Here is a 26,134-nt window from a genome sequence, read left to right on the forward strand (position 1 = left end):
GCAGAAAGCAGTAGAGGTTGCAATGTCTGCTCACCGGCTCCCAGCGTTGTGAACTTGACAGAATCTTGAACCTTGACGATGTAATATTTTCCCAATAGCGCGCCGGTCTTTCGAGGACAGGTGTAAAGTATGGAGCAGTTTAATTGCTTTCCGCTCCAGGTAGTTGTCCGTTTCTTTTGTAGAGTTTCTCTATAAATACGGTGTGGGGTCGCGCCTAGCATCAAGAAGCAATGTTTTCATAACAGTGGTTGTGAGCCATTAGTTATGAGGATACAGGCATACGTGTTGTGGCAGCTACCCAATCGCCTCCGAGCAAGGAGGAATCCTCTAATATTTTTGGCAAGCCGAAGTGAGGGCAAAATCCCCAATACCTTTGCCAAAAGTGAAATCCCTGCTGTTCAAGGCTTTTGAACCTTTAGGTCTAAAATTTGTATTTTCCTTAAAGAAGGAATTTTAAATTGAAGACCTTTGCCAAAACAGCTCTGGAACAGTTGGCTGCGTAAGGGATTTAGCGGTCAGAGTCGCCACGGCTTTTTCGGCTTGAGAGGGTTTGAAAGAAGAGAAGCCAGTCAACTTAGACAACTGGCTTTTGCATCGCCACGGCTTTTTGGCTTGAGAGGGTTTGAAAGGCTCGACCAGAGCCGATACCAACGGAGGCAGGTGGCTGGTCGCCACGGCTTTTTCGGCTTGAGAGGGTTTGAAGAACGGCGAACAAAACCCTGCTGAGCAGCCAGTATGGCTCCTTCAGCTTGAACAGGTTGAAATGTCAAGTGCTGAATTAAGTCTCTTAATCCCTTACAGCAACAGGTTTAATTTTAATTTCTAGAGGGTTGAAAGAAACCTTAGCCTTCCAAGGTTTTCACGGTATCTCGTCTAGATTCTTGGTAAATAGGAGTTTTTGTCACCCCAAATACGGGATTTAGCTCGTGCGAATGTCTCCGTTAAGAGGTTTGGACATTAATTGTTTAAAACCATGTGCAATACACAGAATTAGCGGCAAAAAATACCTCGGATCTTGAGAAGTACGCATCTTCGTTGGATTTGGACATTAATCCTTTAAAGGCGGTCAAATAATTGTTTAAAGGACATTTAAGCGGGTGGGGGGAATCGAACCCCCATCATTAGCTTGGAAGGCTACGAAAATTAACGATTTATCAATGCTTTCAGGCTTCGATACTGATTCTTACCCCAACTTTACCCCAATCGAGAGACTTCATTAAACCTTGACATTTCTTCTCTGATTGTTTTGTGGGATAGCGATCGCCCATCAACTTAGAAACCTCCCAGATAAATCCAGGAGGTTTCTGCTGTAGAACCGACACTAAGCTAGCTGATGCTCACTCTCTTGGTTAAGATCCTCATGACCTCACCAGGGTTAACGGTAGGTAGGGGTTTAGACCACTCAAACGGTTCAGCGTAGCCAATCTGATACTGAACCATCACGTAATTCTCAACTACAGCAGGGGTTCCTACGGCAATTATCCTGAGAATATCTGGGTTGGCTTTATCCCGTAAATCTAGGAACGGTTGCTCAAAAGTCATAATTTACACTCCACTAGGTTGATGCCCAACACGAAGCCACCAGAGACATGGCAAAGCTAGGCGGCTAGCGAGTGTAAAATCCTTCTAGCCTCCCGACTGCCCTAATCAGTTGGGGGTTAGTTCCTTGGAAGTGCTGGAACCACTTTCAGGGAACGCTTCATTTTTGGACTGCTCTAGAACCTAACCCAGATTGACATAGAGAGTCAATATCCGATTTTGGGATATTCTAAAATCGGATGTAGCTTCCAAAGATATGGGAGCCTCAACACACTCAGACGAATATCAAGAATTTCTCAAGCGTCTCCGGGCTGCGAGGCTAGAATCTGGCTTGACTCAGTTGGAGGTGGCTAACCGCTTAGGGGAACCTCAGTCTTATGTGTCTAAGTGCGAGTCTGGGGAGAGGCGGGTTGATATCGTAGAGCTTTCCAAGTTTGCTGAGATTTACGAACGACCTGTTAGCTATTTCCTCGGTAAAGAGAATTAGCGAGTTGAAGGAATGCCTACTCAAGGATCTCGTTCTGTCCGATCATCAAGCCCAGTTTCTAGTCTGCTTCAATGATTTGTTAGGAAGTTTCCTCATCCTACTGACAGCACTGAAGCGAGGGGAATACTTTAGTTAGTAAGCTGCAAAATTTCCAATAGCAAGAATGAGCAAGCAAGACCTTAGCGAAGCTGATATCTGCGATCGCTACATTACCCCTGCAATCTATAAAGCAGATTGGAAAAAGAGTCAGGTTCGCCGGGAATACGGTTTCACGGATGGGCAGATGATCGTTAGGGGGCAGATGGCTGGACGCAGTGGTAGGAAGCGGGCAGATTATGTGCTGTTCTATCAACCGAATCAGCCGATCGCAATCGTTGAGGCAAAAGACAATAACCACAGCGTTGGAGCAGGAATCCAGCAGGCTCTAAGCTATGCGACTGCTTTACAGGTTCCGTTTGTCTTTTCTTCTAATGGGGATGCTTTCCTACTCCACGACAGAAGCGGTACTTATAGCCAGGTTGAGCAAGAGATCAGTTTAGATGCCTTTCCATCGCCGGATGAGCTTTGGCAGCGGTATAAGCAGTGGCAAGATTTGCAGAACGCTAACGAGGATTTGCTGACTTCCTCCTATTTCATTGAGATTGGCGGGAAGGAGCCTCGCTACTATCAGCAGCTTGCGGTCAATCGCACAGTTGAAGCGATCGCTCGTGGTCAGAAACGATGCTTGCTGGTGATGGCAACGGGGGCTGGCAAAACTTACACAGTCTTCAACATCATCTGGCGATTATGGAAGACAAAGGTGGCAAGGCGGGTTTTGTTTCTTGCCGATCGCAATGCCCTAGTCGATCAGACGATCGTGAACGACTTTCGCCCCTTCGGGGAGGTGATGACGAAGCTCGATCGCAGACTGGTAGATGAAACCGGACGGATCAATACCTCCTACGAGATTTACTTGGGGCTATATCAGGCAATCATCGGCCATGAGGAGCGAGACAACCTTTATGAGAAATTCGACCGCGATTTCTTTGATCTAGTGGTAATTGATGAGTGTCACCGAGGCAGTGCAGCAGACGATTCTAATTGGCGACAGGTGCTTGATTACTTTTCAGATGCAATTCAGGTGGGTTTGACCGCAACCCCCAAAGAAACCAAGTACGTCTCGAATATTGACTACTTTGGTGAACCGATCTTTAAGTACTCTCTGAAACAAGGGATTGAAGACGGCTTTCTTGCTCCGTTTCGCCGGATTCAGGTTGACCTGGATAAAGACCTAGAAGGCTGGACACCAGAATCAGGAGAGTATGACGATCAGGGGCAACTGATTGAGCAGCGGGACTACAACCTGCGGGATTACGATCGCACGATTGTCTTCGACCAACGAACCCAGCGAGTAGCGGAGTATGTCAGCCAGTTCCTTCATGATGGCGATCCAATGCGGAAAACAATTGTTTTCTGTGAGGATATTGACCACGCAGAACGGATGAGGGGAGCGATCGCCAACGTCAAACTTAACCGGGAACTAGTGCAGCAAGATCACCGTTACGTCATGCGAATTACGGGCGATGAGAAGGAGGGCAAAGCCCAACTCTACAATTTCATCAATCCTAAAGAGATGTACCCGGTGATTGCCACGACTTCTAAGCTGATGACAACGGGGGTCGATGCTCAGACTTGCCATGTGATTGTGTTGGATCAACGCATCGAGTCGATGACGGAGTTTAAACAGATTATTGGTCGGGGTACTCGTCTACGTCCCGATTACGACAAGAATTTCTTCACGATCATTGATTTTCGAGGGGTAACTCAGCTTTTTGAAGACCGGGATTGGGATGGCCCGCCGATTCAAGATGAGGATTTTGGCAAGGGCGGTAAATCACCTGATCCAAAAGAGAAGAAGGATGAGGGAGGTACGGGAGAACGGATTAAGTATCAGGTGGGTCGTCAGGAGTTCCAGGTTGCGAAGGAGCGAGTGAGCTACTACAGCAAAGATGGCGAACTCACAACCGAATCACTGAAGGACTATACCCGTCGCACCGTGAATGCGGCTTATCAGTCTCTAGACCGCTTCCTTAACAAATGGAATGAGGCAGATCGAAAGCAAGCCATTCTCGATGAGTTGAAAGCGCACGGGGTGATTTTAGAAGCTTTAGAGGACATGGTTGGTAAGGATTACGACCTCTTCGACTTAATTTGCCATGTGGCATTTGATCGTCCACCTCTAACCCGTAGGGAACGGGTTGAAAAGGTTCGTAAGCGGGATGTGTTTGCCAAATACGGTGAAACGGCTCGTACGGTCTTGGTTGCTCTACTAGATAAGTACGCGGATCAAGGGGTTGTATCGATCGAGGATGCAACGGTTTTGCAGCTTGACCCGTTTGCGGAAATGGGAACTCCAGTGGAGTTAGTTAAGAGTTTTGGCGGCAAGAAGCAGTATCAAGCTGCGATTCAAGAGCTAGAGCAACTGCTTTACGAAGATCAGGGTGCTTGAGGCTTGTACCTAACTAAGGTACAACTGGTTCTTAGTCTGAGAGGGAGAACATCTGTATGTCGCTGACTGCCACTATCAAATCTATTCAAGACATCATGCGAAAGGATGTAGGGATAGATGGAGATGCCCAGCGCATTGGGCAGTTGGGCTGGATGGTGTTTTACAAGATCTTCAGCGATCAGGACACGGAGCTAGAGATCAATGAGGATGATTATGATTCTCCGATTCCGTCTGATTTGCGCTGGGATGAATGGGCAGACAGTACCAAGTTAGGCAAGAATGCGCCAACGGGGGATGACCTGTTGAGGCTGATCGATGGGCAGTTATTCCCCAAACTTAAGGCACTCGACGGTAAGAATTTGGAGGGCATTGCTCAACAGCGGGCGCTGTTGTTGCGGAGTGTGTTTCAGGATGCCTACAACTATATGAAGTCGGGCACGTTGCTGCGACAGGTAATAGACAAGATTAACGAGAGCATTGACTTTAACCAGTCGAAGACCCGTAATCTGTTTGGCGATCTCTACGAGCAGATTCTCAAAGACCTCCAGAGTGCGGGGAATGCGGGGGAGTTTTATACGCCTCGTGCGGTGACTCAGTTTGCGGTGGATATGGTGAATCCTCGCTTGGACAAGAAGGAGAAGGTGCTTGATCCGGCTTGTGGAACGGGCGGCTTTTTGACCTGTGCCTATGAGCATTTGAAGCAGCAGGCAAAATCAACGAAGGCTCTGGAACTGGCAAAGCGCAGTGTTTTTGGGGTGGAAAAGAAGCAACTCCCGCACCTGCTTTGTGTGACTAATATGATGGTGCATGGCATTGAAGTGCCGACGAATGTGCGCCACGACAACACGCTCCGCAAGCCGTTGAGAGACTACGGACGGGAGGATCAGGTTGAGATTGTGGTAACGAATCCTCCGTTTGGTGGTATGGAGGAGGATGGCATTGAGCGAGGCTTCCCGACAGAATTCCAGACACGGGAAACGGCAGATCTGTTTTTGGTTCTGGTGATGGAGTTGTTGAAGCCAGGGGGTAGAGCGGCGATCGTGCTTCCCGATGGCACGTTGTTTGGGGAGGGTATCAAGACCCGTATCAAAGAGAAGCTGCTGCGCGATTGCAATCTGCATACGATCGTGCGGTTGCCTAATGGGGTGTTTAGCCCCTACACCAGCATTCGTACCAACATTCTGTTTTTTACCAAAGGCAAGCCGACTACTGAAGTCTGGTATTACGAACATCCTTATCCACCGGGGGCAAAGTCTTACAACAAGACGAAGCCGATGCGGATTGAGGAGTTTGATGCCGAGAAAGCCTGGTGGGAGAACCGCGAGGAAACCGAGTATTCCTGGAAAGTGCCAGTTGAAACCATCATTGCCAACGGCTACAACCTGGATATCAAAAACCCCAATGCACCGGGAAACACTCACGAAGCGCCAGAGGAATTGCTGAAGCAGTATCAGGAAGCCCTAGCAGCAGCAGAAAAAGCCCGTCAAGCCCTGAAAGCAAGCTTGGTGAGAGCTTTGGAACGAGGTGAGGGCTGATGGACTTTAAGACGTTTTTAGAAAATTTTGATGCGATCGCTGAAGCTCCAGGTGGAATTCAAAAACTTCGATCGCTCATCCTCGATTTGGCAGTACAGGGAAAATTAGTCCACCAAAATCCGGAGGACGAACCTGCACAAAAGCTCCTGAGCAAAATAGCGACTGTTCGTAAGGAATTAGTTCAAAAAGGTGTTAGGGGATTACCCACAACTACTTCAAGTACTGAGGATGATTTAGATGAATTGCCATGTGGTTGGCAATGGGTAAAGGTAGGAAACCTTACACAAAAGTTAGGGGCAGGTTCAACACCAAAAGGTGGGAAACAAGTTTATGTTTCTTCAGGCATAAAGTTTATTAGATCACAGAACGTTTGGAATGATGGTTTGTGGCTTGAGGATATTGCATATATTTCTTCTGAAATCCATCAGAAAATGAACAACACTGTTGTTCAACCAGGAGACGTTCTGCTGAATATTACGGGAGCTTCTATAGGAAGAAGCGCTTTAGTACCACTAGACTTTGATGAAGCGAATGTCAGTCAGCATGTTGCAATTGTTCGTCCTATTTTGCAAGAGATGAATCAATGGATTCACCTTTATCTAATCAGCCCCCTAACCTTCAAAAATATTATGGATGTCCAAGTCGGCATCTCTCGTGAAGGGCTTAGCATGACAAGGCTTAAAGATTTTTTTATTCCTCTTCCTCCTCTTGCTGAACAGAAGCGGATTGTTGCCAAAGTGGATGAACTGATGCAGATGTGCGATCGCCTCCAACAATCTCAAGAAACGCGAGATAATCTGCGGCAAAAACTGAGGTCAAGTGCGATCGATTCTCTCATGAAGACTGAAACTGATGAGGAGTTAAAGCAGAGTTGGACGATCGTTCGTGATAACTGGCAGACCCTCAGCCAAAAGCCTGAAGATGTGGGTAATTTGAGGCGATCGGTTTTGCAGTTAGCAGTGCGGGGGAAGCTGGTTTCTCAATATACAGAGGACGGTGACGCAAAGCATGAAGTTGAAAAAATATTTAGGCAAACTAAAGAGTTAGAAAAGTTAGGGAAACTGAGTAAACAGAAGCTCCCGGCTCCTTTACCTGATGAGTTACCGTATGAAATTCCTGAAAATTGGAGATGGGTAAGATTTATTAAAGTTGCGTCAATTGAATCCAATCTTGTCAAACCTGATAGCTTCGAAGACTATCCTCACATAGCTCCCAATTATATAGAAAGGGATACTGGAAGATTACTGCCATACCAAACCATAGCGCAGGATAAAGTTACGAGTCCCAAGCATCGTTTTTATCCAGGACAGATTATTTACTCTAAAATTCGTCCTAATTTGAATAAGCTTGTACTTATAGATTTTGAAGGGCTTTGCAGTGCTGACATGTATCCAATCTCGACTACATTGTATGCACGCTACTTATTAATATTTATGCTTTCAAAGTCTTTTGTAGATCAGGTAACTTTAGAGGACAATCGTTTGGCGATGCCCAAAGTTAATCAAGAACAATTATCTCAAGTTTTGGTTGCAGTTCCACCCTTAGCTGAGCAGAAACGGATTGTTGCCAAAGTAGATGAACTGATGCAAATCTGCGATCAACTTGAGGAGGGTCTGCATCAAAGTCAGCAGCAGGCAGAAGTTTTAGCCGCTTCCGCTATCAGTCACCTGACATTCTGAGAATTGGTAAGTAATGACAATGACCTCCACACTTCGCATCATTCTAAACGAATTCCAAAATCTGTATCGAATAAGGTTTTATCGCGTTGCATCTGTTCATTCTTCATATCTTTGTAAAGATTAGCTAATTGAATCAAATCGAACTCTTTTGCCTCGCTACTGTTCTGATTAAGAATAGGGTATGTCGAATAAACAATCGATACAAATTCAGCCCAATTCTTCTCAGCAGAAGTCTTCATAGCATGGTCTAAGACTTCTTTATCTTCTTGCGATAAAGATAGATGCTCTACTAGAAAACCAAAATCTTTCTTTTCAGGTAATTCAATATTTACATCTGGTTCGAGTCCACAATCGCCAAATTTCCATTTGATTGAGGTAATCTGCTTTCCTCGAACAATAGCAGAACGCCAATCAGCAAGATAAATAATCTTAATCAATCGAATTTTTGACAGCTTAGTTTTTTTAGGGTATCGACTGACAATATATTTGATTATGCTTTTTAGGTCAGACATATTATCAATATCCCTCAGCTTTGGCTTGATCTGGAGATAGCTTTATAAAAGATGTGAGAATTATAAATTGACGCAAAGTATTGAAATAAAAGCTTGAATTCATTTTACTCTTTAATGCAGCTTTTTCAAATGCTTTTTCCTCAGTGCTCTCAATTATAATAACTGCGATTCTTCTTGTAGGAAGTTCTTCGCTTTTGATAGCACAACCGTAATATGTTCGGCTTTTCATCACAAATCTTTTAACAACCTCTTTGTTGATTCTCCAATCCCGTTTTACCCTTTCAAGGTAATCACTCAGTTGGTGATTTGGATCAGGCAGATCATCTACAAAAGCTTCGCCTTGCCCATCGTGCCAAGCTCTACCTATACAGCCCTCATTTTCTGGGTACGAACTTCTACCTATTCTTTGAAAAACAGGATTTTCCGAGTAACGTCCAATCGGTACAAACTTATCTACTCCATCATGAAAATAGACACTAATCCTCTCGGTTCCAGAGAAATTCATTTCATTGGCAAACTGCTCAAGAAGTTTTCTGATAGTTTGAAAGAAATTTGTACGCAATTCTAAAAGACTTTCTAAATTAGCAATTTCTTTCTCTAAAGCCTCAATTTTCTCTGTTTCCTTAAAAGAACCGATAGTTCCAGCGGTGGTCAGTGCTGCTGAAATTGCAAAGACCCGACCAGTAGGAGTAGTAAACCATCTCAATCCATCTCTTTGAATTTCGGGTATGCTTCCAAAACAAGCTAATCCTATGCCTCCTACTAAAGAGAAGAATCCTGATTGATACTTAAACCGAAAACCGAAAACACCCATTTATTCTCACCTTCCGCAATTTAAGCAATGTCGAATTGTTTAAACTAATATGGCTTATACAATTTCTTGTCACCTAACTTTCAGATTTTATCTATTTTAAGTTTGGTATTGAATAAGTGATCGCTTAATTAGTAATACAATTCGGGCAGTAGTACCCAACTTCAATTTCTTCGCGGGGATAATGGGGCATTGCAATGTAATCTGTAAACAAATAATGGTTGCCTACAAAACTTGCACAATTGCGACAAGTGTTTGCAACATACCGTTCCCGCACAGTCTTGCTATATCGAGGAACAAGATTTGCACCTCTCTGATTAGCAAGTTCAATCTCAGAGGAAATTAAATCTTCATTGCCTATATATCCACCCTCTCCTGTAAGGGCTGCCACTTTCATGGACTTCGAGCATTTCCAACATTGCCCATCGATAATTAGGAGCGATTTCTTATACAGATACTCTTTACAATGGCGGCACTTGGGGTTAAGGCACAAAGCAACATAATTAGGATCGAGACAAGCATGATCTAAACGCTGCAAGTTTTCATCGCTTGTTAAGTCATACTGAACAAGGGTGATACTGTTCTGTTGGTAGTATTCGAGTACCTTCTCTTCTGGTTTGTGAGTTACAACGATTTCAATCACAGCAATTGCTCGGTTTGTCTGATCAAGTAAAGCAATATCAGGTTTACAAACTCCTAAGTCATACTCAAGCTCCACTCGCACAGCTCTCTTCAATAAATTTCCAACATGACATCTACTGCAATGTTCACAGAGCCATCTAATTTCTAGCGGGGAGTTTGTATCAATGTGATGTTGAATTTTCTGAGTTAGCAACGTTTTGAAGCTATAGTGCAATGCTGTCTCAGGTGTACAATCTTGAGTTAGTACCTTATGAGCAAAATGGGGACGTTTTTGTTTTCCCCGACGCAGCACTAACTCTTGATTACAAATTGGGCAAAGATAGATACTTCCTTTGTCAGCATCAGCAGCCCGAACGAGTTGTCCATTCGGTGTCATTGCTGTTGCGTAAAGAATGCTTCTGATAATAACTTCCTCCCAAAAAGTTCTAGTTCTAGGCTGTTGCTATTGTTCGCTCAATCTTTTGAATACAACCTTTTAGAGTCTCAATTTGCTGAGCTAAAGACCTAAGTTGCTTACCACGAGCGATCGCTGCTTGATCTTCATACTGCCCAACCTCAGAAACCTTTAATACTTTGGTTTTCTGCCATTAAGCTGAGCTTCTCGGCTTCTTAACTGACAATGAGCAGCAACGGTTCTGCTGTTCCACCTCGCTTAGATTGAGCAACCCAAGAATTGAGTAAGACATTTCCCTCATTGCCAATCCGGTTTTTCTCAGCTTTCAAGATCTTCAGAGTTTCCAGCAATTCGAGATACTGCCTCATGGTTTTGATTCGTGTGCAATCTAAATCGATCATGTGGATTTGCACACGAATTGGCAACCGTACGCTTCTCAAGAAGTGGGTGAACTTCCACCTGGCAGGACATTGGGATCAGAGACAGACTTCTCTCTAATTCCACTCAAATTCAAACTTTAGATGCTAGAGCGTTCAGCCAACAATCTCTTAAGCAGCCTAGCTTTTTATCGTCAGTACGCCACATACGCTTCAACTGTAAGCATTGATGGTGGCTGAGCAATCGCCTAAGTGAATCTTCGTTGTAATCGACAAAGAGGCGATCGCCATCCATGCGAACTCCATCACCCAGTTTGAAGGACATGTAAAAAATCCCTCCAACTTTTAAGGCAGTTGTTAACCGTTGCATTCCCCCGTTTATCTGGTTAAGTGGAACGTGTAACAAAGATGCACAAGCCCAAATTCCATCAAAGGCACTATCAAACCTCAATTCCTGAAACTTGAGATGCAGGGTTGGTTGTCCTATCAACCGAGAACTGAGTTCAACCATCACCATTGATGCATCGATCGCAGTGACAGAATAACCTTGCTCTAAAAAAGCTTTGCTATCTCGACCTGAACCACATCCTGCATCTAAAATATGCCCACCCTTGGGGAGTCTTGACAGGAAGGGAATGTATAGCTCATTCATGTCAATGTAGACAGTTGATTGATAGTAATCCTGTCCATTGGTTTCATAGAAATCTACTGACATAGGCTATCTAAAAAGCTGGTGGGTACTCCTCATAATCCGCTTTCCACTCATGGATCAGAGATTGTCTAGCCTTACTATAGATAGTCTGTAAACGATTATGCCTTTTTATGGGGTTCATCCCTGTTTGTGCCATCAATGTTTCTCGTAAAGGATGATGGCTATTGATCAAGAATTCATTTCGCTTATGGAGTCGATTCAAGTATCGAATATGGGGGGTTTGGTCAAACTTCCCATTTGAGCCACGATTACATTTTTGGCAAGCAAGCACTAAATTCCATACTCCATCTAGCCCTGACAATACCCGTTCTTTTGCTAGAACGAATGGTAGGAAGTGATCAACATCTGCCAAGTTAGGGGATGCTGGTTCAACTGAAATGTCCTGAAAGCAATAAAAGCATTTGCCCTTCTGATAACCGTTTAGGGCATCTCGACAAGATGTAACCGTTACTCGTCGTAGCTGTAAGGATTGAGGAACCACCAAACCAGTAGTGTCAGGAGCATACTCAACTGATACTAAGTTACGGGAAAGATCCAGCCCCCAAGCGGTTTCTACCAAACGCCATCTTGCCTCAACCTCTTGAGGTAAGCTCTCACACTGGCAGCTTCCAAGCATTTTGTATAGGTTGTCAGTCAAGGTAATACCTGAATCTGTTTTGCGATCGCCTTCAAAGAACTTGGCATTGAGTGGAGAAGATCCAACCACATGAAAAGCTGAAATCACATTGGTAAAGCCAAGTTTTACTGTCGCATTGATTAGTTCATCTTTAGAAACTTTGCCAACATTGAATTTTCGGCAAGCATCTAAAAATTCGCTGGAATTACTGGTACCTTGCTTTTCAGCAACCTTTAAGTGTTCTGTGATGTTTCGTGAGAACGGTTCTGCTAACTCCTCCCAGCTAACAAATGACTTTCCAACTGGTGCAATTTCAAGCAGAGTTTTAGCAAGTGAGAATTTGTAAGTTGCTGAATTTTTACCAAAGAGGATGATTGAACGCCAGTAATCTTCTAAAGTTGGCTGAATACTTACAAAATCCATCATAATTACCTCTGAACACGCTTAAAAGCTAATGAGGAACTTAACCAATAGTGCTAAGAACGTTCGGGCGATAGCTTTTATGCTTAGGCTTCCCATAAATCTTCTAGACAGCGCCCAAAAATCTGAATCATCAAACACGACATAAGGCAAAAGCCTCAGTCAATGCGACCGAGGCTTGTTTTTAGAGAAGGAGTAAAGAGTGTGGCTTTTATACTGCTGCAAGCACTGCTTCAACCTTGCTAATTCGCTTCTGTACAGCCTCAATCTGCCAATTCAGTTTTTTCAATTGCTCTGCACGAGCGATCGCCGCTTCATACTGCCCCACCTCAGAAGCCTTCAGATACTTTGATTTTCTACCGTTAAACTGAGCTTTTCGGCTTCTCAACTGCCAATGAGCAGTATTGGTTCTGGCTGTTCCACCTGGTTTGGATTGAGCAATCCAACAATCAAATAACACATCACCTTCACCGCTGATCTTTACTCTTTCAGCTTCTAGAGTCTTCAAGTTTTCCAGCAGTTCGAGATACGCCTTCATAAATTTTATTCGTGTGCAATCTATACCCATTCTGTAAAAAAGCACACGAATCGACAACCGTGATATCCCTTACGAATTAACATCCTACAAAGATACTGTTGGCGAAACATTGCTTAATATCCTAAAGCCTTGAGTCTTCGTTGTTCCCCTGCTGAAACCGATTAAGTTTTGTAGATTAGATGACGGCAGAATGGGCAATTTAGACATGAAGAAATAATTTGCCAACAGTGTCTATGCTACCTTTACGCCTAAAGCAAGCCAGCTTCGAGGAGCGATCGCTTAACGACATTCTTCGAGAGGCGACTGAAGAGTGGCTAAAAATGCATAATTACTGAATCAATTACGTAATCACTTAATTCAGTAACTGCTGGCTATGAAGTCCCGTACTCAGCGTTCGCAGTCTCGATCGGCATCAAGGTTACTGCCTTCAGGTAGACGAGTTTGACAGAGAGTAACACCGCTGAGGTCGGCACCGCTGAGGTCGGCACCCCTGAGGTCAGCATCCCTGAGGTCAGCATCCCTGAGGTTGGCACCGCTGAGGTCAGCATCCCTGAGGTTGGCACCGATGAAGTCGGCAGCGTTGAGGTCAGCATCCCTGAGGTTGGCACCGCTGAGGTCAGCACCGATGAAGTCGGCACCGAAGAGTTTGGCATTGGAGAGTTCGGCACCGCTGAGGTTGGCACCGCTGAGATTGGCAATTTTGAGGTTGGCAACTCTGAGGTCGGCACCCCTGAGGTCGGCAACGCTGAGGTCGGCAACGCTGAGGTCGGCACCCCTGAGATTTCTATTGGCTAGAGAACGACAGTCACCAAAAAATCGATCTGCTAGATAAGGAAATAGCCGTGAGCTTGCCTCCCTTGAACACCCTTCTAATAAGGCAGTTACAGCTTGGCGCTGTCTAGAACGATCGGTTCCTTGCGCATCTACGTAGAGCCGATCTATTCTTGCTTCTCTCAGAGCCGACTCTACAACTAAAGCAGGGACCACCAGAAAAATGAGCAGCCAGAGCCGACTTATCCTTTGACTCCACAAGCTTTTTACAACAAATAGTTCTGCCTGCTTAGACAACGGAAACTGTTTTACATGTTTACGAAATCGAACGGCTTCTGAAAGTTGCGGTCCTTGGAGTAGATATCCTCTCTTGCAGCCAGTTGCTTGCCATTCCTCAGCAGAGGCTTCAATCTTGCGCTGTTGCCGAATCGAGTCGCGGCAGTTGTCGAGCCAATAGGTAAGTTGCTGCCAGTACTCAAACAGCGCCTCATGGGTAACTTCAGCAATTTCATTGTCCTGAGAGGTAGACAAAGTGATGAGTCTGGCTCCAGGCGCAGAGAAGCGATCGAGCACGTAACGAACTTGCTTCGGGTCATCCTCAGCCGCGATCAAACTCTTCACACTAGCCCGACGTCGGGTGTCTCGTGTTCCTTCCCCTAGTTGAACTAACCCAACAAACACCCGTCGAGCAATGTCTTTTTCTTGGCTATTGAGGCTGTCATAGATGCGTTGAGCTTCCCCTGCCAGTGCTCCTCCCACCCCTCCGATCGCTTTTAGTGTCTCACTCGGCGCTCTACCTTCTCCTAGCCCCTCCCAAATTCGAGTGAGAGCAAACTGAAGAAGCGGGAGCGCTCCCTCTCGTCCCTCTGTTTGCTCAATGAGCCGATCTACGATGCCTTCATCCAACGCATGTCCTGCTTGTTTTGCAGGTTCTGCAATCGCTCGATGTAGTTCCTTTCCTGTCATTGCAGGCACGATCGCGCTCTGATCAGATCCAATCACTTGATTGAGCAGTGGGTGCTGCTGAGTTTCCTTCACGAAGTCAAGTCGAAGCGTGATGACAACAGAAACTCGCGCTTCGGGTGTCGCAGCTACCCCAATCAAGCAGTCGATGAAAGCTGTTCGCTCCTGCGCGTCCTTGCACAGTGAGTACACCTCCTCAAATTGGTCTACTAGAATCACGAGGGGGGAAGTATCAATGCTAGGCAACATGTTGGCTATCCGTCTTAACCCCTCATGTTGGGAGCGATCGCTTTTTTGCCTTAGCACCTGCTCGAATTCTGCTGCTTTCGCAGCCGGACTAGGATCATTTGTTGCAATCCTTGCCAGCACTACTGCTAAAGCCTCCAGCGGAGTTGACCCTGGTTTCATCACCACAACACGGGTCTGCCGATGTCCTGGCAGCGGTCGTCGAGCTAGTTCTGGCAGTAGCCCTGCCCGTGCCAGCGAGGACTTACCTGAACCTGAGGGACCAAGAATGGGCAGCAGACGTACAGGTAAATGCTCCTGTGTAGCCCGCTCGTGCAAATCACGAAGGCGATTCCACAATCGATCGACCTGAGCCTCGCGTCCAAAGTAGACATCTGCATCTTCTACTTGAAAAGCGGACAATCCCCGGTAAGGGTTAGCAGCAAGCTGAGGAATAGTGACTTTTGGTTCAGGTGCAGCCTGCTGATCAAGGTGGTAATGATAGATGAAGACTTTATTACCATCCCCAGACACTAAGGCACTACCCAAGACATCGTGGTGAATCTGGATATGACGATCATCAGTTCGTTGTTCCTCAAACATCGGGATGTCCTAAGACTGCAAGTTTGATGATTGGCAGCTATACCAATTCTTACTTAGCTGAGCAGTTGCCCTTTGTCGGAATAACACAACTTATCGATTGCCCAACAAAATCTTCAGAAGTGATTGAGAAAACTATAGATACGTAGTTACCTGAGTTCAGTGATTACGCATTTATTTAATTCACTGCCCTCTTATTAAGAATCGAGTGCTGCAATCAGAACCCCTAAGCCGGTTGTATATGATTCATTTAGAAGCATACGGGAGCAACCACATGAACGAATCTAACTCTCCCTACTCCAACCGCTCTGTCTCCGTTGGCAGAGATGTTACAGGCTCCGTTATCCAAACTGGGGATAACAACACGGCATCGGTCAGCTTTCAGCAAGCTGCCATACCTCAGCCTGAAAGCGTGGATATGATTGCGGTGCTAGCAGCATTGGAAGACATTTTGAGCCAGATCGAGTCTCCCGATCGCCGCAAGATTGAGAATGCTGTGGATGATGCCAAAGAGGAGTTGAAGAAGCCCGACCCCAACAAGGATGAAGTGGGTCAGGCACTTGATCGCGCCCTCGGCTATGCTCAGAAGGTGAATGGCTTTGCTGAAGCGATCGACAAGTTGCGCCCCCCTGTGGAGAAGGCGGCTGGCTGGCTAGGTGAGCACTGGTATAAGCTACTGCCGCTGGTAGGACTCACGGTTTGAGGAATGGCAAAAATGGGAGACGATCGCCACATTGCTATTCATCATGATGCGATCGGCAGCGCCATTGTGTCCGGGGATGGCAATAAGGTCTTCATCTACCACTACCACCTGAATGCACAGGCAACGGTTGCAGCACCATCCTCTACGGTAGAGGCTCCCACACCCATTGGTCCTAATCCTTACCGGGGGTTGGCTTCCTTTCAGATTGAGGATGCGCGAGTGTACTTCGGGCGAGAGGCGCAGGTAGCGCGGCTCTGGAACCGACTGAGGGAGTTGAGTGAGCGGGCGGGGCAATTGGATGCACCCCCCCGACTCTTGCCAATTCTTGGACCCTCTGGTTCGGGTAAATCTTCTCTGGCACGGGCAGGATTATTACCAGAATTAGCTCGTTGTCCCTTACCTGGCTACCACCAGTCTCAGGTCGTGGTGATGACTCCAGGCGCAACGCCATTGCAATCGTTAGCAGTGGTACTCGCTCGCATTGTCACGAGAGATGTCGCTCCGGTGGAGAAGGCAGCGGAATTTGAGCGAGTGTTGCAGCGAGCCAATGACGAGGGCAAACAGGATGGATTGAGACGCATTGCAAACGCCCTTCCTGGCATTGAGTCCTCCCCACTTGTGGTGCTAGTTGACCAGTTTGAGGAAGTCTATTCACTCTGCAAGTCCCCGGAGGTACGAGCAGCCTTCATTGATGGGTTGATTGAAGCTGCTATCGCTGCCGAGGGACGAGTGCTAGTGGTTATCACATTACGAAGCGACTTTCTGGGTGAGACACAGCGTCATCCACACTTGAACGAAATTATCGGCTCTGATCAGGTTGTGGTCGTTCCAGCAATGAATGAGAAGGAATTAAGGCGGGCGATCGCAGAACCAGCAAAACAGGCAGGTAGACCGCTTGATGAAGCTATTGTTGACCTGCTGATCGAGCAGACCGAGGGACGAGAAGGGGCACTCCCGTTACTTCAGTTTGCCCTAACCCGCATCTGGGAGGGAATGGGTACAGGCAAAACTCCGGCTGAGACGCTGCGGGCAATTGGTGGAATCGGAGGAGCACTAGCAGGGGAAGCTCAGCGCATCTATGACAGTCTCACCAGCAAGGAACAGGACTTTGCTCGACGGCTCTTTATTGGGGTTGTGGAGTTGGGAGAGGGCACCAAAGATACACGCAGGCGGGCAATGGTGGAGAGCCTTGTGTCAGCACAGGATGATCCGGCTCTGGTGCAGGCAGTGATTAGCCGATTCTCCGCGTCTGGGGCTCGACTGCTGACACTATCGAGTACTGAGGGCAAAGAGGTAGTGGAAGTCACCCATGAGGCGCTCTTTGAACATTGGCATCAACTCAAACTCTGGCTAGATGGACAGCGTGAGCGGATTCGGCAGCAGCGGCGTATCAATGCTCTAGCAGAGGAGTGGAGCAAGCGAAGTAAGAGGCAGGGCTATCTGTTGCAGGGGCGACAGATAGATGATGCCAGGGACTTTCACAAGCAATGTGGAGATACGCTACCACTGTCCAAGCTAGCAATGGAACTGATCCGCAGAAGCATCAGACAGCGGTGGGTGAACCGGGCAATGGTGGCAAGTTTGGCAGTTATCCCACTGATGGCTGTTGAAGGATTTCTGCGAGAGGAGGCAGTGAAGCGAGATTATGCAACGCTGCAAGGAGTTGATATGACGAGGAAAACGCAGGCAGCCATAGCATTGGTTGCAGGATGTGGGCAAATGGAGGGTTTGCCAAGATTTCTGCATCCGGTGGGAGAACGAGTGGTTGGAAATTGTCGCCCCTTGGTAGACCTAGATTTGAGGAAGGTTGACCTCAGCCATGCCGACCTCAGCGGTACCGACCTCAGCAGTGTCAACCTCAGCGATGCCGACCTCAGCAATGCCGACCTCAGCGATGCCGACCTCAGCGGTGCCAGCCTCAGCAGTGCCAACCTCAGTGGCGCTGACCTCAGCGGCGCTGACCTCAGCGGTGTCAACCTCAGCAATGCCTCCCTCTACGATGCCAACTTCAGCCATGCCGACCTCAGCCATGCCTACCTTAGCAATGCCGACCTCAGCGATGTCAACCTCAGTGGCGCTGACCTCAGCAGTGCCAACCTCAGTGGCGCTGACCTCCGCGGCGCTGACCTCAGCAGTGCCAACCTCAGCAATGCCGACCTCAGCAGTGCCAACCTCAGTGGCGCTGACCTCAGCAGTGCCAACCTCAGCAGTGCCGACTTCTTCAATGCCTACCTCTACGATGCCGACCTCAGCGGTGCTGACCTCAGCAATGCCTACCTCAGTGGTAGTAGAGCTTGGACAACAACGCAATTAAGCGAAGCTAAGCTTTGCGCAACTACACTTCCTGAAGGTGCTAATCTCAATTCCACCCGCAACTGTAAGGAACTGGGCATCACGCCATAGTCTCAATTATCTGCTCCATAATCCACCTCGATCGCTGACAACAACAGCGACGCGATCGTTTCCCTGCCTGCTCCGGCTGCACATCCAAATATTGAGGCAAAGGTAGCAAAGACTCCGTTGGCGAATTATTTTTTCATGTTTAGTTGCTTATTCTATCGCTGTCAGGTTTACACAACTCAATCAATTTCAGCAGGGGAACGACGAAGCCTTAAAGCTTCCAGCTTGTTAAGCAATGTTTTACCAACAGTATCCTACAAAGCCTTTGAACTAGAGGGCAGAATATGAGCTGATCTAACCGAGTCCCTATTGAATTGCTTCAGACGTACAAAGGACGATCTAGGCGATCGCCCTACTGCCTAACGCTCTCTAATGTCTATCTGGTGTAGTTGCTCCACCTGTTGCACTGTCCCTGCAATTCCACCATCCACGCAGGCTCTACCTAAATCATCGACAGGAATATTTGCAGCGAACCATTCCTCGGATTCATCCAATTCAGCGTTAGCCCAAATATCATCTACAGGAATTGGCTCTACTTGCTCAGCAACCCATCCTGAACCACTGGGATAGATTTCAACAGCGTTCAATGGTCTTAACTCGAAATAGAAGTTGTCTGGAACTGGCACGATGGCATATCGGTTAGCGAAGGCATTCCGAGCCATTCCTCCAAGCGTGTCTCGTGTAATGCAGACATAACCCCGTACACCGTTTGCATCTGCCCTATCCTGAAATACCCAAGTCAAATAAGTAGACCCTCCTAAATTGCTAGCTCCATATTCAGGAACAGCAGCAGCACTAGGAGGAAAGGCAGTCAGTAGGGTTGTAGCAATTGCAAGAGTAGAGAATGTCTTCATAGGTAAGAGGGGAGTCTGTGCGCTAATTGTTCCCAGCAGCTAATCCCCTCCTAACCCAAGCTGAAAGGATTGATTCTTAGAGCTAGGATCGCGTTCTGCCTCAACCAGTTTGATCAGTGATTTGACGAAACGAACCTATAGAACCCTGATTCTCCCGTCGCTGTTGAATTTCCTCTAATCGGTCGATCGCCTCATATAGCTCTCGATTCATCTCCCGCTGGTAGCGGTTAAATAGCTCCGGTTGCTGCAATCCCTTACTGACTGCCTCAGACTGCTGAATCGCCTCAGCATGACTATCAATTTGGGCGATCGCCCCATCAATCTCTCGGTTTCGCCCTTTGACAAGCTTCAGCAGCTTTTGGGCACGAGCAACCGCTTCTTTCAGACTTGCTCTAGATACTCCGGCTTCCTTATCCCATAACTCACACAGCCACTCCTCAAAGGCACTGTGATAATTCCAAACTGCACTTCGCTCACCTTCCTTGTAAAAATAGTTGTCCCCAACTGATTCTCGAAACGCTTTCAGTGTCTCTGCTTCCGTATGCTCCGGTAGGTATTTGAGGTCATACTCCAAGTCCATCCTCAGATCCTCAAGCTTTGCCCTCTCCTGCTCTAACAGAGCCTTCATTGAGACACGCTTCTCGCTATACTCCTGGAACCCTTCGAGCGGATTAACCTCCGGAGGAATCACCTGATCCGGAAACTTGATCCGCTGTTGAGCTTTGAGAATTTGGGTATTGGCGATCGCACTCTCAACATTCCACAAGCGATACTGCTTCAGCATCCCCATCGCTACCTGTTGAACCAGGAAATTCTCGACAGGTGACTGAGGCTGGTAGTGGTCTATCAACGATTGCACCAATCCCTCAAAGGTTGATAGGTCTTCCGTCACTAGCAGGGGGGGAGCCTGACAGAGCAGACCATGTTTGGTAGCGTTACGACTGGCGATCGCCTTTCCTCGTTTTGTGCGCGGGCCTCTTGATTTTCTGCCATTGAGTCTAGAAATTTCTGGGCTAGCTACCATACGTCTCAAATTGATTCAAATTGTCTCAAGGTTAGCCTAGCTTTTACTCTGTGGGGGTAGGCTTCTCTGTTGCCCTTGCTAGAGCTGCTAAGTTGTCAGAATGGGTTCCGATCGCTCCTGTCAGTTTCTTTATCTCCTGCCAGCTTTGCTCCCAAAAAGCTCTCTCTAGCTCCCGAAACTCATCGATCAAACCGTAATAAACTCGCCAACGCATATATTTAGGTTTGGCAGGAATTTCATCAGTTCTGGGGTTCCAACAGGTTGCCTTAAGCTTTTTTCGGATTCGAGCAATCCTACAGCTATGTTCCTTAAACCTATTTCCGCTCGAATTGCTGCTGCCGTAGGTCAGGTTTAAGCACTTTCGGCATTGAAAAGGGATGCTGTTCAGTTCGTGAAACGGACTCAATTGAGGAAACAAAATACGCTGAAATAACCTTCCCGCTCTGTTCTGACAACGAGGGCAAACAAACCAGGGGCGTTGTCCTCCATAGTTGCAGTCTGTCCAAGCGATCGCCTGTGTTTGAGTTGTCACTGAACCGTCTTCATATCTGCGTTGCATCGTGGCTTCTGTTTCACCAGCTTTGCACCAGCCTTTGCGGTTCCACTCCTTAATGTTGATGCTTAAGCAAGACTCTACAACCCAACGGGCGGGAGGTCTGCCGAATCTTCCATGTCTACCTGATGAAATGCTGCCCATTGTACCTAAACCATTAGGAAAAGTAGTAAAAACTTAGCTGCTGATATACGTTAAACCGTTGCTACAAAAGGATTTCAAGCTGCGAAAAAAGTTAGCATTTTCCCTCACGTTTCAGAAACATCTATGTAACCCTATTAGACTCGTGCAGTTCTATCTCTATCAGGGGTAAGCAGATATCAACCAACAGGACATACTGATTGAGCCATTTGAGCCAAGCTGTACCGTTTGAGTTGATCTGTTTGACTTTGAAGAGAGCGTTGTCTGATCTACGTTTCACGATGCTGTGAACTGCGATCGCCCGATAAGAGCTTAAATCTTCAGTTGCTTGCTTTCTCTCAAATGTTTGATTACAAACTGTTTCTATTGGCTTTTCTCGTCTCGTTCTCTCTCTACAGTTTGATACTTCTTGAAGAAGAGGTTGAGCGATGTTGAAGCTGGAATGCAAGCCCAACTGTCTATTAACACTTAGTAGAGGGGGGTCTGTAACAGCTTGGCTGAGCAGCTTTTCATTAGATCCTTGCAAATCAGAACCATCATCAACGATCGCTGAAACCCCTTTAGATTCATCTGTTACATACTCTGCCTGAGCAGGTAGTTCACTTACATCAGGTTCAGCGTTAGCAAAGTGCTGTTCTAAAATCGCTGAAACTCCCGTAGGCTGGTCTGTTACATACTCCTCTCCCAAAAAATCAGGATGCCAAAGTTCTAGATATTTCCTGAGAGTGCTGGCACTGCATTGAGCAGTTTTACAAATCAAGCTCTGCCTGTCTCGAACCTTTTCTGGCAAGCTTCCAAACTGCTCAGTGATTTGGGCGATCGCATCCTTGATCCGCTGTAATGCATCAGAACTCCGAACATGGTTAGGAGGTGCCAGAGGAGTTTTAGGCTCCTTTGGAAGACTTTCGTATGGGTGGTATCGGTTACTTCTACGGTTTGTTGTAACCCAATCCTTGACTCGTCTCTTGATGTTTCGCTTGTGGTTACAGAACTGCTGATATCCAGGCAAGCTAGGCAGCGTTGCCACAGCCCAACTTTCTACTTCATCCCAGTCCTTTCCTTGAAAGACTCTGGCATAGATACAAGATTCCTTCAGGATTCGATTGGTTTGTCCTTCACTTGTCCAACCATTCCTTAATGTCGCCTCTAATCGCTCTCGCCATTCAGCAGCGTCACCTGATGCGTTAAATGTACGAGCTTTAGCAACAGCGATCGCCTGCTTCAATAGCTCTAAGTCTTGCTGCGATTCTGCTTCATGCCATGAATTGACTAGCAACTCTATGGAGTCGTGAACTGGCTGAAGGTTCTTATCCAGAACGTATGAGCCTTGCTGTAGCGGCAACCTATGAGCCTTGTAAAGACTTCGAGGAAATTTGACGTTCGGAAATATCTCCAACTGTCCATCCTTCACACGAAACCCTGCATCCTGTACAGCATTGGCGACAGCCACAGCCAGCTTAAAGCAGGGCACAGGTTCAGGTATAGGAAAATAGACGTGCAGACCCTCAGAATAGCTAGAGCGGATCGTTAGGGAACGACACAACCCCAAACTCTCCATAACCTCTAACAGCTTCCTGAAAGCCTGTACATCTTTGTAAGGATGGTAAAGGCTAGTGATATCGATATCGAGCATCACATAGCGGGTAGTTCCACCCCTACCACATTTGAAGCGCACCCCTACCAATTCATCAGCCTTAGCCCATCGTTTGCACAACGTCTCTGGGCTTAGGAGAAATCGGCTCACCGTTTTCCAATCAGGTTTACCTTCAGTTGCTTGAGCAACTATGAAGTCCCAAAAATAGAAAATTGCAAACCAATTGAGAACAAAATCTGAAGGCTGATTACTACGGCTAGAGCGGGCGCTTGTTGGGCGATCGCCTTCGCTGTGATCAGTCATCAGCCAGCTTTCCTACCTCTCTTGCTGGACTGACGACTGACGATGCCAGTCAAATAACGCTCGATCGTTTTCCGATGAGCTTCTGGATTTTTTCGGTTTATCGCCCAATCTGACAACAGATCTGGGTTGTACCTGATCGTTCGAGTGTTCCACCTGTGATAGTGAATCCCCTCGATCAGAGTTGAATTCTCTGCGAGTCGATACTGCTTAAGGGTCGAAGGACTGACCCCTATAATTTCGGCAGCTTTATGCTTGTTGACTAACTTAACCGCATCAAGTTCAGAAGTCTTCGACTGAGAAATATTCGTATTTTTCGACATTCTAGAGGTGGGGTAGATAGTCTGCCCGCCTCTCCAACCAAAAGCAAAGATACCTAAACGGATGCTCAACAAGAACATCCCCTAAACTACTGCTTACCTCAGTACACAGTAGTTCAGATGTATTTGAGACTAATGTTAGCTGAAAAAATCGAAACTTGCCTAAACTTGAAGATTTTTTGTGACAAGCAGGAACGTTGCTCCCGTTTAGGGTAGGCGCTAGGCATATCGTTAGAACTCAGGTACTACCAATTCCCGCTTGTTTCCGGCGTAATGTCGGTAAATCACCTCTGCCGAGTTACCAACCAACCGAGCCACATCCTTAGCGTCTAATCCATTTTCTAAAGCCAAAGTAATGAATGTATGCCTTGTCTGATAAGGTTTTCGATATTCAATTCCTAAACCCTCTAGTACAGACTTCCAAACATTTTTACGGAACGATCGGGTATCTAGATATCCTCCCGTGTAACCAGGAAAAACCGATGACTCCGGATCACAGAATTCCGGTCTGATGGCTTGAAGCAGGTTTTGAACTTTCCCATTACAGGGGAAGCGTCTACGGTCTTGGGTTTTCAATCCCTCTCTAACGGTCTTACCCTTGTCAGTCTCAATAAGTGCCTGCTCAAAGTTGATGAACCTAAAGTCATTGCTGATATGCCTCCACTGAAGGGCTAGCGCCTCACTCGGACGGCATCCCGTCATAAACAAGAACTCAACATAGTTTCTGTAGTAATCGTGCTTAAACCCTGAATGCTTCTTGCAGAATTTGTTTTCAGCAATAGCTTCAATGATGGAATCACGTTCAGCCAGAGAGAATGGAAAAATTTCATCCTCTTCTGAACTCTTCTGAGACTTGGGCGGTTTGATCTCGCTTGCCATTCCAGAAAACGGATTTGCAGAAATCCAACCCGACTTCATCGCCCAATCGCAGCAAGCATTCAACCTAGTGATGAACCGCTTGCAAGACTCGATCGGGAAAGTCTTAAGCGAATAGTCCCTAATCTCGTTGGCTCTATCTAGGTCATGCGTAGGCAACTTATGCAAGTACTTCGTAAAGTGCCCATAGACAAACATCATTGTGTTCTCTGAACATTGGGGGCGCTTATACTCAACAAACCGTTCCCACAGTTCCGCAAGGGATGGATTTTCTGGGGTAGAGATTGGGGTAACAGCAACCGTAGGCAAAATTGGCTCAGGCTTGTACTTCGCTAAAGTCTCGTCAAAGTGCCCAGAAATCATATCCATACGAATCTGGCTAGCCTTCATCTCTGCCAATACACGAGCTTCCGGCGTATCCGAAAAGCCTAGCGAGAGATAATGGCGCTTGCCAGCATGAGAAAAGACAAGCTGTAACCGACTATTGGAAACTTTGATCTGTACGGAACCCTTAGAAGCCTTGTGCCTAGCGGTGTTGGAGTTCATGGATGGTTATTGGGGTAAGCACTATTAGTCTACCCCAAAATTACCCCAATCACTACCCCAAAACTGTCCAAACTACCCCAATTTTTACCCCAGGCTAGAACGGACGTATTAGAGTTTGGACATAGCAAAAGGGCTTCAGAATCGCCTGAAGCCCTTGCTGTATAATGCTTTTAACTCTTTAAGCGGGTGGGGGGAATCGAACCCCCATCATTAGCTTGGAAGGCTAAGGTTTTACCACTAAACTACACCCGCGCGATTACTAACAGATTGAATGTGAGGAACGATCGCTCTGTTTCACTCTGTCTTTAATTCTACGCCTAGACTAGGGTATCACACATTGATTCAAGTTTGCTATTGAATTGAACTGATAGTAATTGTGACTTGCTGGTTGTCACTTGCCCAGGGCTCTCCATCTCGCAAGGCAGGGTTAAACTCCAGCCAGTTTTGGACCAGGCACACTGCAAGCTGGTCGTAGGCATAGCTGCCGCTGCTCGTGTTGCCCACCTGGGCAGCGGAAACCTGACCGTTTGCCTCTACTGTGACATGAACATCCACTGGTGTGCCTAAGTAGGGATTTGCTTCTGCCAGATACTGAGCGTACTGCTCCTGTGGGGTCAGGGCTGTTTCCATTCCAGGTTCAACTGGGCAGCCGAAGCTAGTTGGGTTAGGCAGGCGATCGCGCCCCGGCTTTACTGTAGCGATCTGAGTCGGGACATCAAAGGGTCTATCGGGTCTTTGGCTGACAATAGCACTTGTGACCCAGCCCGTAGGGTTAGTATTGGAATCTACCGTCACTCCGGGTAGTCCAGGATCGCCCGTCGGTGGAGTGGGGTTTGCGTTTCCTCCCCCTTCAGCGACAGCAGAATCATCAACAGAAGCAGGATCAGTCGTCGAATTGTCAGCATCAGTGTCCGGATCTGGATCAGCCTCGGTTGAGCCAAGATTTTCTGGTGGAGTGGAATCTGCAGGTTGCTCTGGCTCGGTCGAAGGGGACGGCACCGGATCGGGAGAGGCTTCAACTCGCGGTTCAACGGGTGGCTCTGGGATGGGTTCTGGTGACGGTTCAGGAATGGGTTCCGGTGACGGCTCAGGGATGGGTTGCGGGTCAGGAGGTGGAGCTGAAAACGCTTCAATCGGCGGAGTAGTCGAGGAAGGTTGAGGCTCAGGCTGCTGAGCAATGGCATTAGATTGAGGAGCGTTGGGGGCGATCGCCACGGGATTTGTAGCAGCGGGGTCAATTTCGACTAGATCGATTGCCACGGGGTCAAGCTGAGGTTCTTCCCCAGCACGCCGACCTTGTAGAGGCAAAATAACTACTGCCAACAGCAAGTGAAACAGAACTGACCCAGTTGCCACCGCCAGCCACAAATTAGGCGGATCTGTGTGTCGCCGTCTTTTGTCCGTTATTAGCAATTTGGGTTTAGGGGCTTTAGTCAATCGTGCCATGCAGGGGGTGTAACCGTTGATGCTCCCAAAGTGATCATAGCGAAGGGATCTAAGCAGATAGAGCAGAT

The 26,134-nt window shown here is 47.1% G+C and carries 22 protein-coding genes and 1 tRNA gene; 6 read left to right on the plus strand and 17 right to left on the minus strand.

The genetic code is table 11. The features are described 5' to 3' along the window. Positions 1–574 precede the first annotated feature (574 nt). Positions 575–715: a hypothetical protein gene (locus H6F88_RS32915; RefSeq protein WP_206756456.1), complete on the minus strand. Its 141-nt coding sequence runs from the start codon at positions 713–715 to the stop codon at positions 575–577. Between the two features lie 611 nt (positions 716–1,326). Further along, on the minus strand, positions 1,327–1,542 hold the full coding sequence (locus H6F88_RS19145; RefSeq protein WP_190644332.1) for a hypothetical protein: 216 nt from the start codon (positions 1,540–1,542) through the stop codon (positions 1,327–1,329). A 253-nt stretch (positions 1,543–1,795) separates the two neighbouring features. Between H6F88_RS19145 and H6F88_RS19150 the strand changes: the two genes are divergently transcribed. The 4 genes from H6F88_RS19150 (at position 1,796) to H6F88_RS19165 (ending at position 7,728) form a co-directional block, all read left to right on the plus strand. Next, entirely contained in the window at positions 1,796–2,026 is a 231-nt protein-coding gene (locus H6F88_RS19150; RefSeq protein ID WP_190644333.1) for a helix-turn-helix transcriptional regulator, read from the plus strand. Positions 2,027–2,189: 163 nt separating this feature from the next. After that, on the plus strand, positions 2,190–4,514 hold the full coding sequence (locus H6F88_RS19155) for a DEAD/DEAH box helicase family protein (protein ID WP_190644334.1): 2,325 nt from the start codon (positions 2,190–2,192) through the stop codon (positions 4,512–4,514). 56 nt (positions 4,515–4,570) lie between these two features. Continuing rightward, positions 4,571–6,049, plus strand: a complete 1,479-nt coding sequence (locus H6F88_RS19160; protein WP_190644335.1) for a class I SAM-dependent DNA methyltransferase — start codon at positions 4,571–4,573, stop codon at positions 6,047–6,049. After that, entirely contained in the window at positions 6,049–7,728 is a 1,680-nt protein-coding gene (locus H6F88_RS19165; RefSeq protein WP_190644336.1) for a restriction endonuclease subunit S, read from the plus strand. Before H6F88_RS19160 ends, H6F88_RS19165 begins: the two co-directional genes overlap by 1 nt. Positions 7,729–7,766: 38 nt before the next feature. Here H6F88_RS19165 and H6F88_RS19170 read toward each other — a convergent pair whose 3' ends face one another. The 8 genes from H6F88_RS19170 to H6F88_RS19205 form a co-directional block, all read right to left on the minus strand. Further along, positions 7,767–8,240 carry a type II toxin-antitoxin system antitoxin SocA domain-containing protein gene (locus H6F88_RS19170; protein WP_190644337.1) on the minus strand — a complete coding sequence of 158 codons (474 nt, stop codon included), beginning with the start codon at positions 8,238–8,240 and terminating at the stop codon, positions 7,767–7,769. 4 nt (positions 8,241–8,244) lie between these two features. Further along, on the minus strand, positions 8,245–9,054 hold the full coding sequence (locus H6F88_RS19175; protein ID WP_190644338.1) for a hypothetical protein: 810 nt from the start codon (positions 9,052–9,054) through the stop codon (positions 8,245–8,247). Between the two features lie 124 nt (positions 9,055–9,178). Next, positions 9,179–10,069: a competence protein CoiA family protein gene (locus H6F88_RS19180; RefSeq protein WP_190644339.1), complete on the minus strand. Its 891-nt coding sequence runs from the start codon at positions 10,067–10,069 to the stop codon at positions 9,179–9,181. A 233-nt stretch (positions 10,070–10,302) separates the two neighbouring features. After that, the gene (locus tag H6F88_RS19185) at positions 10,303–10,455 is read right to left on the minus strand and encodes a hypothetical protein (RefSeq protein WP_190644340.1); all 153 of its coding nucleotides are present in this window, start codon (positions 10,453–10,455) and stop codon (positions 10,303–10,305) included. Positions 10,456–10,597: 142 nt separating this feature from the next. Then, a complete protein-coding gene (locus tag H6F88_RS19190; protein WP_190644341.1) occupies positions 10,598–11,179 on the minus strand; it encodes a class I SAM-dependent methyltransferase in 582 nt (193 codons plus the stop codon). A 7-nt stretch (positions 11,180–11,186) separates the two neighbouring features. Then, the gene (locus H6F88_RS19195) at positions 11,187–12,218 is read right to left on the minus strand and encodes an HNH endonuclease domain-containing protein (protein WP_199333694.1); all 1,032 of its coding nucleotides are present in this window, start codon (positions 12,216–12,218) and stop codon (positions 11,187–11,189) included. 205 nt (positions 12,219–12,423) lie between these two features. Next, on the minus strand, positions 12,424–12,750 hold the full coding sequence (locus tag H6F88_RS19200; protein WP_190644342.1) for a hypothetical protein: 327 nt from the start codon (positions 12,748–12,750) through the stop codon (positions 12,424–12,426). A gap of 387 nt (positions 12,751–13,137) precedes the next feature. After that, complete coding sequence (locus tag H6F88_RS19205) at positions 13,138–15,312, minus strand: pentapeptide repeat-containing protein (protein ID WP_190644343.1); 2,175 nt, start codon at positions 15,310–15,312, stop codon at positions 13,138–13,140. 271 nt (positions 15,313–15,583) lie between these two features. Between H6F88_RS19205 and H6F88_RS19210 the strand changes: the two genes are divergently transcribed. Further along, complete coding sequence (locus H6F88_RS19210; RefSeq protein WP_190644344.1) at positions 15,584–16,012, plus strand: hypothetical protein; 429 nt, start codon at positions 15,584–15,586, stop codon at positions 16,010–16,012. A gap of 3 nt (positions 16,013–16,015) precedes the next feature. Then, on the plus strand, positions 16,016–18,415 hold the full coding sequence (locus tag H6F88_RS33460; RefSeq protein ID WP_190644345.1) for a pentapeptide repeat-containing protein: 2,400 nt from the start codon (positions 16,016–16,018) through the stop codon (positions 18,413–18,415). Positions 18,416–18,771: 356 nt separating this feature from the next. Here H6F88_RS33460 and H6F88_RS19220 read toward each other — a convergent pair whose 3' ends face one another. The 7 genes from H6F88_RS19220 to H6F88_RS19250 form a co-directional block, all read right to left on the minus strand. Beyond that, complete coding sequence (locus tag H6F88_RS19220; protein ID WP_190644346.1) at positions 18,772–19,266, minus strand: hypothetical protein; 495 nt, start codon at positions 19,264–19,266, stop codon at positions 18,772–18,774. Between the two features lie 100 nt (positions 19,267–19,366). Next, complete coding sequence (locus H6F88_RS19225) at positions 19,367–20,290, minus strand: hypothetical protein (RefSeq protein ID WP_190644347.1); 924 nt, start codon at positions 20,288–20,290, stop codon at positions 19,367–19,369. Between the two features lie 43 nt (positions 20,291–20,333). Continuing rightward, on the minus strand, positions 20,334–20,987 hold the full coding sequence (locus tag H6F88_RS19230) for a hypothetical protein (protein WP_190644348.1): 654 nt from the start codon (positions 20,985–20,987) through the stop codon (positions 20,334–20,336). Between the two features lie 121 nt (positions 20,988–21,108). Then, positions 21,109–22,881 (minus strand): hypothetical protein, encoded by a 1,773-nt coding sequence (locus H6F88_RS19235; RefSeq protein WP_190644349.1) that lies wholly within the window; start codon positions 22,879–22,881, stop codon positions 21,109–21,111. Positions 22,882–23,429: 548 nt separating this feature from the next. Continuing rightward, positions 23,430–24,620 (minus strand): site-specific integrase, encoded by a 1,191-nt coding sequence (locus H6F88_RS19240; protein WP_190644350.1) that lies wholly within the window; start codon positions 24,618–24,620, stop codon positions 23,430–23,432. A gap of 181 nt (positions 24,621–24,801) precedes the next feature. Next, positions 24,802–24,872: transfer RNA gene (locus H6F88_RS19245), tRNA-Gly, on the minus strand. A 99-nt stretch (positions 24,873–24,971) separates the two neighbouring features. Next, the gene (locus H6F88_RS19250; RefSeq protein ID WP_190644351.1) at positions 24,972–26,066 is read right to left on the minus strand and encodes an energy transducer TonB; all 1,095 of its coding nucleotides are present in this window, start codon (positions 26,064–26,066) and stop codon (positions 24,972–24,974) included. Positions 26,067–26,134 lie beyond the last annotated feature (68 nt).

Origin of the sequence: Oculatella sp. FACHB-28 (assembly GCF_014696015.1) — a bacterium.
Taxonomy (GTDB): domain Bacteria; phylum Cyanobacteriota; class Cyanobacteriia; order Elainellales; family Elainellaceae; genus JAAUTN01.

Bases quoted from the DNA above. Each gene is read 5' to 3' on its own strand.
- H6F88_RS19250 (WP_190644351.1), bottom strand. From the start codon at position 26,066: ATGGCACGATTGACTAAAGCCCCTAAACCCAAATTGCTAATAACGGAC.
- H6F88_RS19190 (WP_190644341.1), bottom strand. From the start codon at position 11,179: ATGTCAGTAGATTTCTATGAAACCAATGGACAGGATTACTATCAATCA.
- H6F88_RS19175 (WP_190644338.1), bottom strand. From the start codon at position 9,054: ATGGGTGTTTTCGGTTTTCGGTTTAAGTATCAATCAGGATTCTTCTCT.
- H6F88_RS19240 (WP_190644350.1), bottom strand. From the start codon at position 24,620: ATGAACTCCAACACCGCTAGGCACAAGGCTTCTAAGGGTTCCGTACAG.
- H6F88_RS19235 (WP_190644349.1), bottom strand. From the start codon at position 22,881: ATGACTGATCACAGCGAAGGCGATCGCCCAACAAGCGCCCGCTCTAGC.
- H6F88_RS19195 (WP_199333694.1), bottom strand. From the start codon at position 12,218: ATGATGGATTTTGTAAGTATTCAGCCAACTTTAGAAGATTACTGGCGT.
- H6F88_RS19145 (WP_190644332.1), bottom strand. From the start codon at position 1,542: ATGACTTTTGAGCAACCGTTCCTAGATTTACGGGATAAAGCCAACCCA.
- H6F88_RS19220 (WP_190644346.1), bottom strand. From the start codon at position 19,266: ATGAAGACATTCTCTACTCTTGCAATTGCTACAACCCTACTGACTGCC.
- H6F88_RS19225 (WP_190644347.1), bottom strand. From the start codon at position 20,290: ATGGTAGCTAGCCCAGAAATTTCTAGACTCAATGGCAGAAAATCAAGA.
- H6F88_RS19180 (WP_190644339.1), bottom strand. From the start codon at position 10,069: ATGACACCGAATGGACAACTCGTTCGGGCTGCTGATGCTGACAAAGGA.
- H6F88_RS19165 (WP_190644336.1), top strand. From the start codon at position 6,049: ATGGACTTTAAGACGTTTTTAGAAAATTTTGATGCGATCGCTGAAGCT.
- H6F88_RS19230 (WP_190644348.1), bottom strand. From the start codon at position 20,987: ATGGGCAGCATTTCATCAGGTAGACATGGAAGATTCGGCAGACCTCCC.
- H6F88_RS19200 (WP_190644342.1), bottom strand. From the start codon at position 12,750: ATGAAGGCGTATCTCGAACTGCTGGAAAACTTGAAGACTCTAGAAGCT.
- H6F88_RS19170 (WP_190644337.1), bottom strand. From the start codon at position 8,240: ATGTCTGACCTAAAAAGCATAATCAAATATATTGTCAGTCGATACCCT.
- H6F88_RS33460 (WP_190644345.1), top strand. From the start codon at position 16,016: ATGGCAAAAATGGGAGACGATCGCCACATTGCTATTCATCATGATGCG.
- H6F88_RS19150 (WP_190644333.1), top strand. From the start codon at position 1,796: ATGGGAGCCTCAACACACTCAGACGAATATCAAGAATTTCTCAAGCGT.
- H6F88_RS19185 (WP_190644340.1), bottom strand. From the start codon at position 10,455: ATGAGGCAGTATCTCGAATTGCTGGAAACTCTGAAGATCTTGAAAGCT.
- H6F88_RS19160 (WP_190644335.1), top strand. From the start codon at position 4,571: ATGTCGCTGACTGCCACTATCAAATCTATTCAAGACATCATGCGAAAG.
- H6F88_RS19205 (WP_190644343.1), bottom strand. From the start codon at position 15,312: ATGTTTGAGGAACAACGAACTGATGATCGTCATATCCAGATTCACCAC.
- H6F88_RS19210 (WP_190644344.1), top strand. From the start codon at position 15,584: ATGAACGAATCTAACTCTCCCTACTCCAACCGCTCTGTCTCCGTTGGC.
- H6F88_RS19155 (WP_190644334.1), top strand. From the start codon at position 2,190: ATGAGCAAGCAAGACCTTAGCGAAGCTGATATCTGCGATCGCTACATT.